At 56.2% G+C, this 16,024-nt stretch carries 16 protein-coding genes and 1 riboswitch; of the genes, 4 read left to right on the forward strand and 12 right to left on the reverse strand.

The annotated features are described in order from the left end of the window. Entirely contained in the window at positions 1-753 is a 753-nt protein-coding gene (gene rsmJ, locus ABLV66_RS01235; protein WP_047078852.1) for a 16S rRNA (guanine(1516)-N(2))-methyltransferase RsmJ, read from the forward strand. A 337-nt stretch (positions 754-1,090) separates the two neighbouring features. On the opposite strand, the gene ABLV66_RS01240 is transcribed toward rsmJ, so the two are convergent. The 3 genes from ABLV66_RS01240 to uspA form a co-directional block, all read right to left on the reverse strand. Beyond that, positions 1,091-1,474 carry a hypothetical protein gene (locus ABLV66_RS01240; RefSeq protein ID WP_348876584.1) on the reverse strand — a complete coding sequence of 128 codons (384 nt, stop codon included), beginning with the start codon at positions 1,472-1,474 and terminating at the stop codon, positions 1,091-1,093. Between the two features lie 282 nt (positions 1,475-1,756). Then, positions 1,757-3,229, reverse strand: a complete 1,473-nt coding sequence (gene dtpB, locus ABLV66_RS01245; protein ID WP_045397149.1) for a dipeptide/tripeptide permease DtpB — start codon at positions 3,227-3,229, stop codon at positions 1,757-1,759. A gap of 267 nt (positions 3,230-3,496) precedes the next feature. Continuing rightward, complete coding sequence (uspA, locus tag ABLV66_RS01250; protein ID WP_004145166.1) at positions 3,497-3,934, reverse strand: universal stress protein UspA; 438 nt, start codon at positions 3,932-3,934, stop codon at positions 3,497-3,499. A gap of 384 nt (positions 3,935-4,318) precedes the next feature. Here uspA and uspB point away from each other — a divergent pair, with 384 nt between their 5' ends. Next, entirely contained in the window at positions 4,319-4,654 is a 336-nt protein-coding gene (uspB, locus tag ABLV66_RS01255) for a universal stress protein UspB (RefSeq protein WP_015703743.1), read from the forward strand. 67 nt (positions 4,655-4,721) lie between these two features. On the opposite strand, the gene pitA is transcribed toward uspB, so the two are convergent. Further along, complete coding sequence (gene pitA / locus ABLV66_RS01260) at positions 4,722-6,218, reverse strand: inorganic phosphate transporter PitA (protein WP_045397146.1); 1,497 nt, start codon at positions 6,216-6,218, stop codon at positions 4,722-4,724. Between the two features lie 230 nt (positions 6,219-6,448). On the opposite strand from pitA, the gene ABLV66_RS01265 reads away from it, so the two are divergent. Next, a complete protein-coding gene (locus ABLV66_RS01265; RefSeq protein WP_047047843.1) occupies positions 6,449-7,642 on the forward strand; it encodes a BaiN/RdsA family NAD(P)/FAD-dependent oxidoreductase in 1,194 nt (397 codons plus the stop codon). Positions 7,643-7,681: 39 nt separating this feature from the next. Here the strand turns inward: ABLV66_RS01265 and ABLV66_RS01270 are convergent, their stop codons facing one another. The 8 genes from ABLV66_RS01270 to ABLV66_RS01305 all read right to left on the reverse strand — a co-directional run bounded on the left by ABLV66_RS01270 (position 7,682) and on the right by ABLV66_RS01305 (position 15,322). Continuing rightward, positions 7,682-8,695, reverse strand: coding sequence for a magnesium transporter (locus tag ABLV66_RS01270; RefSeq protein ID WP_320482746.1), 1,014 nt, complete (start codon positions 8,693-8,695; stop codon positions 7,682-7,684). A gap of 56 nt (positions 8,696-8,751) precedes the next feature. Continuing rightward, positions 8,752-8,933: riboswitch (M-box (ykoK) riboswitch) on the reverse strand. A gap of 91 nt (positions 8,934-9,024) precedes the next feature. Next, positions 9,025-9,462 carry a nickel-responsive transcriptional regulator NikR gene (gene nikR / locus ABLV66_RS01275; protein ID WP_348876583.1) on the reverse strand — a complete coding sequence of 146 codons (438 nt, stop codon included), beginning with the start codon at positions 9,460-9,462 and terminating at the stop codon, positions 9,025-9,027. Next, on the reverse strand, positions 9,450-10,241 hold the full coding sequence (gene nikE / locus ABLV66_RS01280) for a nickel import ATP-binding protein NikE (protein ID WP_213292951.1): 792 nt from the start codon (positions 10,239-10,241) through the stop codon (positions 9,450-9,452). The genes nikR and nikE overlap by 13 nt, the downstream gene beginning before the upstream one ends. After that, positions 10,238-11,002: a nickel import ATP-binding protein NikD gene (nikD, locus tag ABLV66_RS01285; RefSeq protein ID WP_045397129.1), complete on the reverse strand. Its 765-nt coding sequence runs from the start codon at positions 11,000-11,002 to the stop codon at positions 10,238-10,240. The genes nikE and nikD overlap by 4 nt, the downstream gene beginning before the upstream one ends. Further along, entirely contained in the window at positions 11,002-11,835 is an 834-nt protein-coding gene (nikC, locus tag ABLV66_RS01290; RefSeq protein ID WP_348876582.1) for a nickel ABC transporter permease subunit NikC, read from the reverse strand. Before nikC ends, nikD begins: the two co-directional genes overlap by 1 nt. Further along, positions 11,832-12,776, reverse strand: a complete 945-nt coding sequence (nikB, locus tag ABLV66_RS01295) for a nickel ABC transporter permease subunit NikB (RefSeq protein ID WP_045397197.1) — start codon at positions 12,774-12,776, stop codon at positions 11,832-11,834. The genes nikC and nikB overlap by 4 nt, the downstream gene beginning before the upstream one ends. Beyond that, positions 12,776-14,344, reverse strand: coding sequence for a nickel ABC transporter substrate-binding protein (gene nikA, locus ABLV66_RS01300; RefSeq protein WP_063447379.1), 1,569 nt, complete (start codon positions 14,342-14,344; stop codon positions 12,776-12,778). Before nikA ends, nikB begins: the two co-directional genes overlap by 1 nt. A 117-nt stretch (positions 14,345-14,461) precedes the next feature. Beyond that, a complete protein-coding gene (locus ABLV66_RS01305; RefSeq protein WP_049059225.1) occupies positions 14,462-15,322 on the reverse strand; it encodes a LysR family transcriptional regulator in 861 nt (286 codons plus the stop codon). Between the two features lie 97 nt (positions 15,323-15,419). Here ABLV66_RS01305 and ABLV66_RS01310 point away from each other — a divergent pair, with 97 nt between their 5' ends. Continuing rightward, positions 15,420-15,926, forward strand: coding sequence for a phenolic acid decarboxylase (locus ABLV66_RS01310; protein ID WP_026612202.1), 507 nt, complete (start codon positions 15,420-15,422; stop codon positions 15,924-15,926). The last annotated feature ends 98 nt before the right edge of the window (positions 15,927-16,024 follow it).

The raw sequence follows: 16,024 nt of genomic DNA on the forward strand, positions 1-16,024 counted from the left end.
GTGAAGATCTGCTTAATTGATGAAACAGGCGCCGGTGACGGCGCCTTATCTGTTTTGGCCGCCCGTTGGGGGCTGGAGCATGATGCTGAGAATCCGATGGCGCTGGTGTTGACGGCCGAGCATCTGGAACTGCGCAAGCGTGATGAGCCCAAACTTGGCGGAATCTTTGTCGATTTCGTCGGCGGGGCGATGGCCCATCGGCGCAAGTTTGGCGGCGGCCGCGGCGAAGCGGTAGCCAAAGCGGTGGGTATTAAAGGCGATTATCTGCCGGATGTTGTCGACGCCACCGCCGGCCTGGGGCGTGATGCCTTCGTGCTGGCGTCGGTCGGCTGCCGCGTGCGGATGCTGGAGCGTAATCCGGTGGTCGCCGCGCTGCTCGACGATGGTTTGAAACGTGGCTATGCCGATGCGGAGATCGGCGGCTGGCTGCAGGAGCGCCTGCAGCTGATTCATGCTTCCAGTCTGAATGCGCTGACCGATATCACCCCGCGCCCGCAGGTGGTGTATCTGGATCCAATGTTTCCCCATAAGCAGAAAAGCGCGCTGGTCAAAAAAGAGATGCGGGTATTTCAGTCGCTGGTGGGGCCCGATTTAGACGCCGATGGCCTGCTGGCGCCGGCGCGACAGCTGGCGACCAAACGAGTGGTGGTGAAGCGTCCGGATTATGCGCCGCCGCTGGCGGATGTCGCCACGCCGAACGCGGTGGTCACCAAAGGGCATCGGTTTGATATTTATGCCGGTACGCCGGAGTAATATTACGCCGTGATGGTATCTCCCGGATAGCGGCGCAACGCGCCTTATCCGGGCTACGGCTTAAGCCTTACCCGGGCTAGCTACTCGCGGTGTCGTTTTTTGTCGGGTGGCGGCTAACGCCTTACCCGACCTACGGTCCGTGCGGCCTGCCTTTAATTAATTCACCATGATGGCTGACACTACTGGTGCTGGCGATCTCAAAATCCCCCGGTGGCGCTGCCGCTTACCGGGGCTACAGCACGATGCGATTTGGTAGCCCGGAGAAGGCGCAACGCGCCGCGTCCGGGAAAAACCCTTAAAAAGTTGCAAACCGATAACAGTATCTACTTAATAAGGCCTAATGAGGCCAACTATTCTGAAAGAAATCATTCTCTAATAGATAGCTTAAGTTTTCAGCCTGCCATGGGCAACCGAGGCATTTGCCGGGCATTTCAACTTCAATGGGCGCGATCGGATTGGTATATATGAGCGCGAACTTTCGCCAGAGAACGTTGCGTATTTTAATTTCGCGTATATCAGTATAAGGGATGCGCTGGTAATTATCTTTGTAATCATAAAACAATGAAAGATTAAGCTGGACTATTTGTGTATCGGCGAAGTACAGCACCGCTGGCTTCGAACGAATAAGACCATGAACATATTTCCGTTCATCAATGGTTTCTTTTGGCAATAATTCGCTCAGTATCTGGAGCAAGTTATCCCTTTTAAACCCATTATTCATAATAATTCCTTTTATATTATTCGCCGCATGATTACGTATAAATATGAACGTAGTTTGCCATTTTTATGAGGTGAGGCCTGACGCGCTGTAATGTACTCTAGCATAATAAGGCGGGGAAAAAGTGTGGTGGGGAGAAAACTGAGAATTATGCTTGCTCTACTACAGACATATTATAAATATATATTAAAGCCAGCTTTTCATTTGTTCTCTAGATTAAAATAATGGCGGCCGTTGCCGCCTTTTATTCTCGCCCCGGCGGTTGTCGCCGGGGCGGCTAACGGGTTACTCGGCGCTGGCTGGGGTATTTATCATCCGGTTCAGCCACGGCACCATAAAGGCCATCACCACCGTCACCGCCAGGGTCACGAGGCCAATTTTACTGAACACGTTGGTGTAGATCGGTAGCGTCTGCAGCGGGTCGGTTATATTTTCCGGTACCGCGGTGAAGGTCGCGACATAGCCGCCCATCAGGAACGCGGCGGCCTGAGTCAGGAACCACATCCCCAGAATAAAGCCCATCAGCCGCTGCGGCACCAGCGCGGCGACCATCGCCAGTCCCAGGGCGCTAATCAGCAGTTCGCCGAGACTCTGGAACAGATAAACCAGCACGATAAACCACGGCGAGGTCAGTCCCTGCGGGTCGGCAAACCACATCCCGGCCGCCGCGGCGGTCAGAAAGCCCAGCGCGCACAGGAACATGCCGAGAGTGAATTTCATCGGCATGGTCAGGTCTTTGCCTTTGTTGCCAAGACGGGTGTAGATAGCCGCCAGTACCGGGCTGGCGACCACCACCCAGAACGGATTCAACGCCTGGAAACTCACCGGGTTAATCGTCATGCCGAGAATGTCGTGATGCACGTTATTGATGGCGAAGAAGTTGAGCGAGGTCGGCATCTGGGCGTACAGGATATAAAACACCACCGCTTCGAGCATCAGGATGAAGGCGACGAACATCTTGTTGCGGCCGGTTTTATCGAGGCGAAAAGCTTCGCGGAAGAAGAAAATCGTCACCACGATGGACAGCACAATCAGCACCAGGTTGGCGATTTTAACGTTATGCATCAGCCAGGCGCAGAGGAAAATCATCACCACGGTGCCGACCAGCACATACAGCAGATTACGGAAACTCAGCGGCTGATGATCCGGGGTGGAACCGATATCTTTCACCATTCCGCGGCAGGCGAAGTAGACCAGCAGCGCGACGATAAGCCCGGCGCCGCACAGGTTGTAGGTTACCGCGTAGCCAAACTTATCGGCAATAACCGGCGCCAGCGACAGCGACAGCAGCGAACCGATGTTAATCGACATATAAAACAGGGTGAAGGCGCCGTCGAGACGGGCATCTTTAGGCGGATAGCATTTTGACAGTAGGCTCGCGGGATTGGCTTTAAACAGCCCGTTGCCGACGGCGATCGTGCCAAGCGCGATAAAGATAAGATCGGGTTTGAGCAGCGACAGGCCGGTCATAAAGTAGCCGATAGCCAGCACGACGGCGCCGAGCACCAGCGTGCGTTTGGTTCCCAGCAGATGGTCACCGACATAGCCGCCAATGGAAATGAGGCCGTAGACCAGCGCCGCGAAGGCGCCAAAGGTGATAAATGCCTGTTCCTGAGAGAAACCAAGCTGTTTAACAAAGAACACCGCCAGGATGCCCTGGACGCCGTAATAGCCAAAACGCTCCCATAACTCTACAAAAAAGATCATGAAGAACGGACGGGGTTGCTGCAGCAAGCCCGTAGGTGCAGTTGTTTTCATATTCCTTCGCCTTTTAGTGCTATCCCAAAAAGTATGAACGCGTCTGCCAAAACGCGCCGAAAAAGTCTGATGACCCATCATGATGCGGTCATTGGCTGAATGTATAGATTATTATATAGATATTATTTCTAATAAATGGTTGATCACACTAACCGACATTAATTATCTGGATTGATATCCTGATGTGGTCGGTGCGCTTCAGGCGGGATACAGCATAAAAACAAAAACGCCCGCAGGTGCGGGCGTTGGCTGGCGAGGAGAAGCGGATTATTCGTCTTCTTCGTCGCGCAACGGTACGATCAGCATATCAACGTGAACGGTGTTGATCAGCTGACGCGCGGAGGACATCAGCTTGCTCCAGAAGTCCTGATGGTGACCGCAGACCACCAGGTCCATATCGTATTTTTTGATCGCGTCGACCAGCACCTGGCCAAGATCGCCGCTGCCGCTCAGGGTTTCGGTAATCGGGTAGCCGGCGTTAGTGGAAAGCTCGGTCAGCGCGTGGTGCGTCTCTTCAGAGATGCGTTTCTGCATGTCGCCCAGATTGACATCGATAAGACCGGTGTAGAGGTCGGAGTAATTCACATCCACGTGAATCAGGGAAACTTTCGCATTGTAGGGACGCGCCATAGAAACCGCTTTCTCTACCAGCACTTTGCTTTCCGGTGATAGGTCTACTGCAATAAGAATGTGTTTGTAAGCCATAGTGTTACTCCTTCCATAAGTTGTCGATGACCGTTGGACCAGACAGCCTGTGCTGCCGATTCGCCCGCGTCCTGCAAGCTAGATTCGCGGGGGGCTAAGCCTTTAAGGACTTAATTGTAGAAGATAATTTCTACAATATAGCGCCCCTCGCACTCCGTCAATGCACCTGGTTCACCGTTAGTTAAACAAATTATTCCGTCTTACGTATTGATAACGATTAACCTTGTGGTAAAAAAATTAACTGATCTCCTACACTATTTAATGAGCCGGTTGGATAAATAAACGTGACCGGTATCGCACTCTTTTACTGTACGGTGGGTTGGATGATATTGGGGAGCGGTAGTCCCGGAGGGATCTCCGTGGATGGGTCGCCGGGGAGGAAGTATGATCAGCACTGTTGCGCTGTTTTGGGCCCTGTGTATCGTTTGTGTGGTGAATATGGCACGCTACTTCTCATCGTTGCGTGCATTATTGGTTGTGCTACGTGGTTGCGATCCCTTGCTCTATCAATATGTTGATGGCGGAGGTTTTTTCACCTCGCATGGGCAGCCCAGTAAACAAATGCGGCTGGTTTGGTATATCTATGCCCAACGATATCGCGATCATCATGATGACGAGTTTATTCGTCGCTGTGAGCGTGTTCGCCGGCAGTTCATCCTGACCAGCGCGCTATGTGGTCTGGTGCTGGTGAGTATGATTGCGCTGCTTATCTGGCATTGAGCTGCGCTGAATAGACGGCAAAAAAAAATGGGCCAGTTTCCTGACCCATTTTTCGCATGACTACTGCTTAGATAAGCTTCAGAGCCAGCCAGTACAGCACGCCTGACAGCAAAATGGCTGCCGGCAGGGTGAGGACCCATGCCATCAGGATGCTGGTGACGGTTTTCTTCTGCAGGCCGCCGCCATCAACGAGCATCGTCCCCGCAACCGAGGAGGAGAGCACGTGGGTGGTAGAAACAGGCATCCCGGTGTAGCTTGCAAGGCCGATAGACACCGCAGCGGTCATCTGTGCGGACATACCTTGCGCGTAGGTCATACCCTTCTTACCAATCTTCTCGCCGATAGTGGTCGCCACGCGGCGCCAGCCGATCATGGTACCAATACCCAGCGCCAGCGCGACCGCCATAATGATCCAGATTGGCGCGTACTCGATGGTGCTCAGCATATCGGTTTTCAGTTTCTTCAGCAGGCGCTGGTCGTCAGAGCTCACATCCGGCAGTTTGGCCACTTTGTCGGTGGTGTCGGAGATGCAGAGCATAATACGACGCAGTTGGCCGCGCTGATCCACTGACAGCGAATCGTAGCTTTCCGTTCCGGTGAGCATCGTCTTCACGCGGTCAAGCGCGTTGATGGTGTTCGCCGGATGGCAGTGGAACTCGCCGTTGGCCGCGGTGTTGGTTTCCGGTGACGGAACCAGTTGATCAACGCCGGTGGCTTTCTTCAGCAGCTCAGGACGCTGTTGGAAGAAGGTTTCCACGTTGTTGACCGCATCGCGGGTACGAGTGATTTCGTAACCTGACGCGTTCATGTTGACCACGAAGCCCGCCGGCGCGACGCCAATCAGTACCAGCATGACCAGACCAATGCCTTTCTGCCCATCGTTGGCGCCGTGCGAGAACGACACGCCAATAGCGGACAGGATCAGCGCGATACGGGTCCAGAACGGCGGTTTTTTCTTACCGTCTTTCTTTTCGCGTTCCGCTGGGGTCAGGTGGATACGAGCACGTTTTTTGGTACCGCTCCAGTAACGACGCAGAATGAAAATCAGGCCGCCCGCTACCACCAGGCCAACGATCGGCGAGACGATAAGCGAGGCAAAAATGCCGATGACTTTCGGGATATTCAGCGCATCAACCACTGACGTACCGGTCATCAGCGCATTGGTTAAACCAATACCGATGATGGCGCCAATCAGGGTGTGAGAACTGGAGGCCGGGAGGCCAAAATACCAGGTTCCGAGGTTCCAGATGATGGCCGCCAGCAGCATAGAGAACACCATGGCGAGGCCATGTGCGGAACCCATGTTAAGCAGCAGGTCCGTTGGCAGCATATGCACGATGGCATAGGCTACGCTGAGACCGCCCAGCAGAACGCCGAAAAAGTTGAAGAGTGCCGCCATCGCAACAGCAAGCTGCGACCGCATTGCGCGAGTGTAGATCACCGTTGCAACAGCGTTTGCGGTATCATGAAAACCGTTAATCGCTTCGTAAAACAGTACAAAAGCTAAAGCAAGCAATAATAATAGTCCGGTATGTAAATCCAGACCGGCAAATAAATGTAGCATAGGACGTTACGCCATTTTGAGGACATGAACGCGGCGCATTATCAGTGACTTTAGCGGCGCGGGCAAAGTGAAATATAGACTTTTTTTGATTTTCTTCCTGTTTGGGTTTTACCCGGTTGGGAGTAATCCTATATCTTTCAAAGACGTAACTGAATGTTGTTTTTTTCGTGCTGGTGTGACCAGAGTGAAATATTTACAATTCCCGACAATTCGGGAATGAGGAAAGTTGAGTGGAAAGGTTTGATGCCATTGTAATCGGCGCCGGTGCGGCGGGAATGTTTTGTGCGGCGCAGGCGGGGCAGTTGGGCTGCCGGGTGCTGCTGCTCGATAATGGCAAAAAGCCGGGGCGCAAAATCCTGATGTCCGGCGGCGGACGCTGCAACTTTACCAACATGTATGTCGAACCCGCGGCATATCTCAGCCAAAACCCGCATTTTTGCAAATCTGCGCTGGCGCGCTACACCCAGTGGGATTTTATAGAACTGGTCGGTAAATATGGCATTGCCTGGCATGAGAAAACGCTGGGCCAGCTGTTTTGTGATGATTCAGCGGAGCAAATCGTCAATCTGCTGCTGTCGGAATGTGAAAAGGGCGGCGTACAGATCCGTCTGCGCAGCGAAATTCTTAGCGTCGAGCGCGATGAACAAGGCTACCGGCTACAGGTTAACGGTGAAACGCTGGCGGCGAAGAAGCTGGTAATCGCCTCCGGCGGCCTGTCGATGCCGGGGCTCGGCGCGTCGCCGTTTGGCTACAAGGTAGCCGAGCAGTTTGGCCTGAAGGTATTGCCGACCCGCGCCGGGCTGGTGCCGTTTACCCTGCATAAACCGCTGCTTGAACAGCTGCAGGTGCTTTCCGGCGTTTCGGTTCCTGCTACCATTACCGCCGAGAACGGTACGCTGTTCCGCGAAAATTTGCTGTTTACCCATCGCGGCCTTTCCGGCCCGGCGGTGCTGCAGATTTCCAGCTACTGGCAGCCTGGCGAGTTTGTCACCGTCAACCTGCTGCCGGACTGCGATCTTGAGGCGTTCCTCAACGAGCAGCGGGGCGCTCATCCGAACCAAAGCCTGAAAAATACCCTCGCGATGCAGTTGCCGAAGCGGCTGGTCGAATGTTTACAGCAGCTTGGGCAAATACCTGATGTGACACTGAAGCAACTGAACGTTCGCGATCAGCAGGCACTGGTGGAGACGCTAACCGCGTGGCGCGTGCAGCCGAACGGCACTGAAGGTTATCGTACTGCGGAAGTGACGCTCGGCGGCGTGGATACCAATGAGCTTTCGTCACGCACCATGGAGGCGCGCAAAGCGCCGGGGCTTTACTTTATCGGTGAAGTGATGGACGTCACCGGTTGGCTCGGCGGCTATAACTTCCAGTGGGCGTGGTCAAGCGCCTGGGCCTGCGCGCAGGCATTGGCGGAAATTTAATCCGAGAGCCCGGGCACCCTGGCGCCCGGGCTGTTTCGATCAGTTCAGCCCAAGAAAATACTGGGCGATTTTGAAATAGATAATCAGCCCGGTGCCATCAATCAGCGTGGCGATAAACGGCGCGGAAACCACCGCCGGGTCGATACCGACCCGCTTAAGCAACATCGGAATAACCGAAGACACCACCGCGCTCCACAGAGTAATGCAGACCAGCGTCAGGCTGACGATCAGCGTGATTTCCATGCCAATCCCCATCATCCAGGCGCGCAGGCAGCCCGCCAGACCCAGGGTCAGGGCAATCAGAAACGAGGTCGACACCTCTTTGCGGATAACCCGTCCCATGTCACGTAAGCGGACTTCACCCAACGCCATTGAACGCACCAGCGTTGAGGTTATCTGAGTTCCGCTGTTGCCGCCGGTACCGATCAGTAACGGGATGAAGAAGGCCAGCGCGATGGCAGATTCCAGCGCCTCTTCAAAATGCTGCAGCACGCTGCTGGTGTAGGCTTCGGCAACAAATAACAGTAGCAGCCAGACCGAGCGTTTCTTCCACAGCGTCCACGGACTGATTTCCAGATACGGTTTTTCCAGCGGTAGCGTCGCCCCTTGCAGCTGGGCGTCTTCGGTGACGTCATCCTCCAGCAGATGGGCTATCTCCTTTTCCATCAGGCAGCCGACCAGCTCGCCTTTATCGACAACCGGCACCAGATCGAGGCCGCGCTCGGTGAGTTCGGCAATGACCTGAGGGCGCTCATCGTCGGGTTTAACGCGGAACAGACAGCTGTCCATCAGGTAGCGAATAGACTGGCCTACCTCTACCTCCTGCAATAGTTTTTTGACTGATAAGCTGCCGCGCAGCTTGTTACCGGCGACGACAAATACCTGGCCGGGGATATCGTCGCTGGCGAGCTGCGAGATAAAGTGTTCACGCGCCTCATGGACGCTGAAATGTTCCTGCAACGTAATAAAATCGGTACGCATGTACTGGGCGATCGCATCGCCGTCGAAGCCAGAGGTCGCCTGATGCGCGGCGCAGAGTTGAATGGAAGACATGATTAAAATCCCTATAAAAAATCACTCATAGGGGCGAACAAGACAGGGTTAGCGCAGGCAGATCCCTACGTCCTGGTTTTAGCACTGCATAACGTATCTGAACGGTTATGACCGCCAGAAGTTACCTTGGCAACACCTTGATTCGATGGAAGCCTGTATTTCCCTGAGTGGTCTCTCTCGATACCAACAGGGCGGTAACTTGTATTTATGCAGGAGCCTCGCCATAACGAGATCGTTAAATGAGGCGCCATTATTGGCGAACAGGGATAATTCACAAAGCGTATAGTTTATGTGGTTTATCAACTGTTGATAAACCACATAAATCATTCTCAATTTTTTATGGATTGAGCGGCTTCATTTTCAAGGTTTTGATCATCCGCTAAACACCGCAAATGCCCATGCCGCACGCCGCGCTGGGCAATCACCTCGTCGGCAAAATGCTGTACTTCGTCCATGTTGCCTTTCAGCACCGCGATCTCCAGACAGTCATCATGATTGATGTGGACATGTAACGTGGCGACCGAGAGATCGTGATGCTGATGCGAAGAGGCGACCAGCCGGCTCGCCAGTTCGCGTTTTTCATGCTCATACACGTACGACAGGACCGCATAGCCGCGCTGCGCCGCCTGTTGCAGCGGATTGTGGTGGAGCGCGTCACGCAGAATATCGCGCACCGCTTCTGAGCGGTTGTGATAGCCGCGGTGGGCGCTGTGCGCGTCGAGCGCGGCCAGCAGGTCATCATCCAGAGTCAGGGTTACGCGCTGCATGGCATGGCCTCGTTAAGCAGAGTGTGGGGAAAGGGCGGGAGCACCGCGCGCTGTAGCGCCTGTCCGGCAGCGGATGTAAGGCGCAGCGGCAGACTAACCGTTGCCGTTTCGACGATACGTCCGCTCTCCATCACCAGCACCCGCTGGCAAAAACGCTCCACCAGCCGCAGGTCGTGGGTGATGAACAGGCAGGCGGTGGCGAACTGCGCCTGCAGGCGTTTGAGCAGGGCGATAATTTCCGCCTGAAGCATCAGATCGAGATTCGATACCGCTTCGTCGAGAATTAATAGCTGCGGCCGGACCACCAGCGCCCGCGCCAGGCACACGCGCTGCAGCTGTCCGCCGCTGAGCTGCGCCGGACGCTTGTCGAGCAGCGCCGGGGCGAGGTCAACCGCCAGCAGCATCTCCTCCACCCGCTGCGTACGCTCATCGTGCGATAAACTAAACAGGTGCCGCAGCGGCTCGTTGATAATCTCGCGCACCGTTTTGCGCGGATTCACCGCGCTAATGGCATCCTGAAACACCAACTGAATATCGCGGCGAAAGGCGCCGATCGCCTCCCCCTTCAGGGAGGTCAGCGACGCGCCGCGCCAGGCGACCTCGCCATACCGCGGCGTTTCGAGACCGACCAGCATCCGCGCCAGGGTACTTTTGCCGCAGCCGCTGCGCCCGAGCAGCGCCATCGTTTCACCGGAGGCGATGTCGAACTGGATATCGCGCAATACCGGGCCATGATGGGGGTAATCGTGGCTCACTGCGTTTACGCTGAGTAAATTCATGGTGTTTTCTCCAGGCCATACAGCGCCAGATGAGCGGCCAGCAGGCGCTGGCTGAGCGAGTGCTGCGGGGCGCTAAATAGCGTGTTAACGTCGCAGCGTTCAACAATACGACCGTTTTCCATCACCGCCACGTCATGCGCCAGCCGGGCGACAACGCCCATATCATGGGTCACCAGCAGCAGCCCCTGTCCGCGGTTGGCGACGATATCCGCCAGCAGGTCGAGAATGCGCGCCTGGGCGACGGCATCAAGGTCGGTGGTCGGCTCGTCGGCGATAATAAACGGCGCGCGGCTGAGCAGGGCCAGGGCCACCATCATCCGCTGCAGCATGCCGCCGCTCATCTCGAAGGGGTAGCGCTTGAGCAGCGAGAGTGGATTTTCCAGCCCCACTTCTTCCATCGTTGCCAGCAGGGCGGCGTTATTGACTTCGTAACCCGTCGCCCGACAGGTTTCCCGCGCATGCGCCGCCATGGTGTGCAGCGGATTAAAGGCGCTGCGCGGATTTTGCATAATGGTGGCGATGGTCGCGCCGCGCAGCTGTTCGCCGTACACCGGGATACCGTCGAGCAGCACCCGGCCCGCGGTTTGCCTGACGCCAGGCGGTAAAATACCGAGCGTGGCGGCGCAGGTCAGCGATTTACCGCTGCCGCTACTGCCGAGCAGCGCCAGCACCTGACCGCGGCGCAGGGTAAGGGAAACGTCGCTGACCAGCGGACGGTCGGCGACGAGCGAAAGTTGTTCCAGTTGGATCTTTTGCGGCATCAGTGGTTATGCTCCGCGATCAGCTGAGGATCGAGACGATCGCGCAGCGCGTCGCCCACCAGATTAAAAGCCATCACGCTGATAAACAGCGCCAGTCCGGGCCAGACCATTTGCAGCGGCTGCGTCCAGATGTACTGGCGGGCGTCGTTGATCATCACCCCCCATTCCGCCGTTGGCGCGCTGACGCCGAGGCCGAGGAACGACATCCCGGCTACGTGGAGCATCATATGACCGATATCCAGCGAGGCGAGCACCAGCAGCGAAGGGAGCACCGCACCGGCCAGATGGTCACGGAACAATGGCCAATGGCCCGCGCCGCTCAGGCGTGCGGCGAGAATAAACTCGCGCTGGCGCAGAGAGACCACCAGGTTACGCACCATCCTTGCGTACCAGGCCCAGTGCGACAGCGCAATGGCGATAATCACGTTGCTAAGACCGGTACCGAGTACGCCGACCATAAAGAACGAGAGTATTGAAGTCGGGAAGGTCATAAATAGCTCGGCCAGGCGCATCAGGCCGCGATCGACGCGGCCGCCCACCATCCCGGCGCTGCCGCCGACCGTAAGGCCTATCAGCAGCACCAGCAGCAGGCAGGCCATCACCGCGCCCAGCGAGACGCGGGTGGCGGCCAGCAGGCGCGAGAAAATATCACGGCCGAGGTGATCGGTACCGAGCCAGTGGGCGTCGCCTGGAGAGAGCAGACGTTGATGGAGATCGATGGCCGCCGGGTCATAGGGCAGCCACCAGCCGCTGCTCATGGCGATTGCCACCAGCAGCGCAATAGTGAGCAGCGCCAGTTTTACCGGCCAGCGGAAGGTCGCGAACAGCGTCATACGGCGGCCTCCTCATGGCGGCGCAGGCGCGGATCGAGCGCGGCGTTAAGCAGGTCGACCGCCAGATTGGCCAGCACGAACACCGCCACCATCATCAGGGTAAAGCATTGGATCACCGGGTAGTCGCGATTGAAAATCGCGGAAACCGCATAGCGACCGACGCCGGGCCAGGCGAAGATATTTTCGATGATCATCGTGCCGCCAATCAGCTCGCCGATGTGCATACCCAGCGCCGTCACCACCGGCAAGGTCGCGTTACGCAGCACGTGTCGCCGCTCAATCTGACCTTCGCTCAGCCCGCGCAGACGCGCCCAGACCACGTGGCGCTGACTGGACACTTCCAGCATGCTGGCGCGCAGTAGGCGAGCATTGATCGCCAGCGACATCAGGGCGATGGAGAACGCCGGCAGCAGCAGATGTCGCCAGCCGCCGTAGCCCATCGCCGGTAGCCAGCGCAGATGGACGGAAAAGAACATTACCAGCAAAAACGCCAGCCAGAAGTTGGGCATTGAGACACCGAGGAAGGCAATCAAACGTACGGCGAAATCGGGTAATCGGTCGCGATGGCGCGCGGCCCAGATCCCCAGCGGTAGCGAGGTCAGCAGAATAATCACCAGCGCCGCGCCGGTGAGCTGCAGCGTCGCCGGCAGAAAATGCAGCAGGTCGTCCAGCACCGGGCGCTGGCTGGCGTAGGAGACGCCGAAATCGAGATGTAGCGCGCGCCACAGCCAGTGTAGATACTGCCGCGCCAGCGGCTGATTGAGCCCGAGCTGCTCGCGGGTAGCGGCAATCATTTCGCTGGTGGGCGGCACGTTGGAGAGACGCAGATAGTCCAGCGCCGGGTCGCCGGCGCCAAGACGTAACAACAGGAAGATGATCGCCGAGGCGGCAAGCAGCATCAACGGCAGCGGGAGCAGGCGGCGAAGAAGATATTTCAGCATCATGGCGCCACCGGCGTAATCAGCTCTAACGGCAGATCGGTGGTCACCGGCGCGAAGGGAACTTCGCCCAGCGTTTTGCGGGCGACGGACATCAGCGAGACGTAGCTTATCGGCAGATAGACCGCTTCGTTGTGCAGACGGGTGAGGATATCGCGATACAGTTCGCGACGGCGGCTCTCGTCGGTGGTGGTCAGGACCTCTCCTATCTCTTGATCAATCATTGCCTTATCCGGCAGGCCACGCTGCGCCTGATAGTCGGCGTGCGAAGGGACGCGCATCGAACTCATAAACGCGTGCGGGTCGAACGGCGCTCCCCAGGTATGGTTGAAGATCATCGTGAAGCGGCCATCGTGCTGGCGGGCATAGATACTGCTCTCCTCTTCGCCGACCAGCCCGACATCGATACCTACCTGGCGCAGGTCGGCCTGGATGATTTCCGCCATCGACTTAGCCAGCGCATCGGTGCCGATAAAAGCCAGTTCAAGTCGCAACGGGCGCCCGTCTTTTTCACGAATATCCTTGCCGGGCGTTAGCGTCCAGCCGGCGTTTTCCAGTAGCGTACGGGCCTTATCCGGATTGAAGCGGCGCGCCAGCAGGTTATCCGGCGCGTAAGGTACCGAGGGCGCGAAAAGCGTATCGGCGACCTGCTGAGTGCCGTACAGCACGCCGTCAATGAGCGCCTGTTTATTGACGGCATAGTTAAGCGCCTCGCGTACCGCCAGTTCATTCGTTGGCGCTTGCAGTGTATTGAGCGCCAGCATCACGGTTTGCGTCGGGGCGGAAAGACGCGTGCGGTACGCGTCCTGCTGGCGAAAACGGGCGAACGTATCCAGCGGCAGTAGCCCTTCATCACCATACAGCAGATCAACTTCACCGGTTTCAAAGGCGACCGCCCGGCTGGTGGCATCGGGGATCACTTTCACGGTGACTTTCTCAAGCGCCGGTTTTTTTCCCCAGTAGCGCGGGTTGCGTACCAGTACATCCTGCTGATTAAGCTGCGAGCTGGCCAGCATCCACGGACCGGTGCCGATGGGCGCCTTGATGCCTCGTTGGGTACTACCGTCAACAAACTGCGAGGGGGCGATAAAACGAAACGGGCGGGGAAGGGCGAGTTCCTGCAGGAACGGGTAGTAGGCGCTTTTCAGGGTGATTTGTAGTTCGTTATCGCTGAGCGCTTGAACGTCCGTTATCTGATTGGTCAACTCCAGCCAGGCGTGCCGCTGGCGGTTGGCCAGCACCGCCTGAAAATTGGCCACCGCGGCCTGGGCGTTAAAAGGTTCGCCGTTGGAGAAGTAGACATCATCACGTAGGGTGAAACGCCAGATTTTACCATCGGCTGAGTGGATCCAGCGGGTAGCCAGCCAGGGGGTAACCCGGCCATTAGCCTGATATTTGACTAGCGGCTCATACACCATACTTTGGGCGAACATTTGGTTCGGCGTATACAGATGTGGATTGAGAGGACCGACGTTAACCGGCCAGGCGATGGCGATTTCATGCATGGCGGCGGGCGCGAGCAGAGGAATGCAGGCGCAGAGCGCCAGCAAGGTGGTGCGGAAAATAGACAAGGTTTACATCCAGAAGGAACGAAAAGTATGACGATTTTAATAATTTGTCATACTTAAGGAGTAACCTGGATCAATATGTTGGGAGAAAACCATAACAAAATCATATGTAGCATAAGATTACGATTGTCTGAACAAATCCAGCAGGGTGGTGACCTGTTCATCGAGCGGCGCCAGGTCCCGCTTGACTATCAAATGCAGCGGCGTGGCGCGGCGGGCGCCATGGCTCAGCGGCAGCGCTTTCAGCACGCCCTGTTCCAGATGTGCGCGTATCCGCTCCTCCGGCAACCAGCCGAATCCCACCTGATACAGCACCGCATCAATGGCGGCATCAATAGTAGAAAAGGTCCAGGCATCGCGGGTGGATGAGGCGTCGCCGCTACGGTCGGCAATGCGGATCAGCGGCCAGGGGGCCAGCGCGTTGTCGTCCAGCAATTCATCCGATTGCGACAGCGGATGGTCGCGATGGGCGACCGCGATAAAGTCGATATTCATCAGCCATTCGCCGCGTCCGGTAATATCCTGGCGACGGGTTAAGACCATCACGTCGGCCTCGCTGCGGGCGGCGCTTGCCTCATCGACGTTTTCCAGCACTTCGGTCAGCCGAACCTGAGTTTGCGGGTAGCGTTGCTGAAACTGACGCAGAATGGCGAACAGCCGCTGGCGGGGGAAAATGCTGTCGACGACCAGATCCAGACGGGTGCGCACGCCGTTGCGCAGCGTCGCGGCGTGGGTCTCAACCCACGAAAAGGCCTTCAGTAACGGTTTCACCTGATTGAGCAGCAGTTCGCCAGCGGGCGTCAGCACCGCTCGCCGTCCGGACGGCGCCAGCAGCGCCACTCCTAAACGTTCCTGCAGCAGCGCCAGGTTATAGCTCACCGAAGACTGGCTGCGGTTGGTCTCTTCCGCGGCTTTGGCAAAGCTGCCCAGCTCAATCACTTTTTCCAATAGCGCCCATTGTTCCAGCGTGGTCTTGTGCATGATTCATCTAAAAATTAGATTATTTTCATCCAAACATAGCGTTATTCATTCAATTTTTAAAGCCGTATTCTTACCTCAACGAAACAGAGGAGAATAAATAATGAGCACTTTTGACAAACATGACCTCAGCGGCTTTATCGGTAAACATCTGGTTTATACCTACGACAACGGCTGGAACTACGAAATTTACGTTAAAAATGGCACCACTCTGGACTATCGTATTCACAGCGGCATCGTTGCCAACCGTTGGGTGAAAGACCAGCATGCGTACATCGTGCGGGTAGGCGAAAGCATTTATAAAATTTCCTGGACCGAACCAACCGGTACCGACGTCAGCCTGATCGTCAACCTGGGCGACAAACTGTTCCACGGCACTATATTCTTCCCCCGCTGGATCATGAATAACCCGGAAAAAACCGTCTGCTTCCAGAACGATCATATTCCGTTAATGAACGCCTATCGTGACGCCGGTCCGGCCTACCCGACCGAAGTGATTGATGAATTCGCGACTATCACCTTTGTTCGCGATTGCGGCGCGGATAATAACGATGTAATTAATTGCCCGGCTAATGAATTACCCGCAGATTTTCCTGCAAATTTGTAATACAGCAGAAATAATTCTGTGATCTAACACTAATTTTTACCGATAGATTAAAACGTAAATAAATATTTATTGCGGGCTGGTTGACGATTCGTTTACTT

This window comes from Klebsiella sp. CN_Kp073 (assembly GCF_040065495.2).
GTDB lineage: Bacteria > Pseudomonadota > Gammaproteobacteria > Enterobacterales > Enterobacteriaceae > Klebsiella > Klebsiella aerogenes.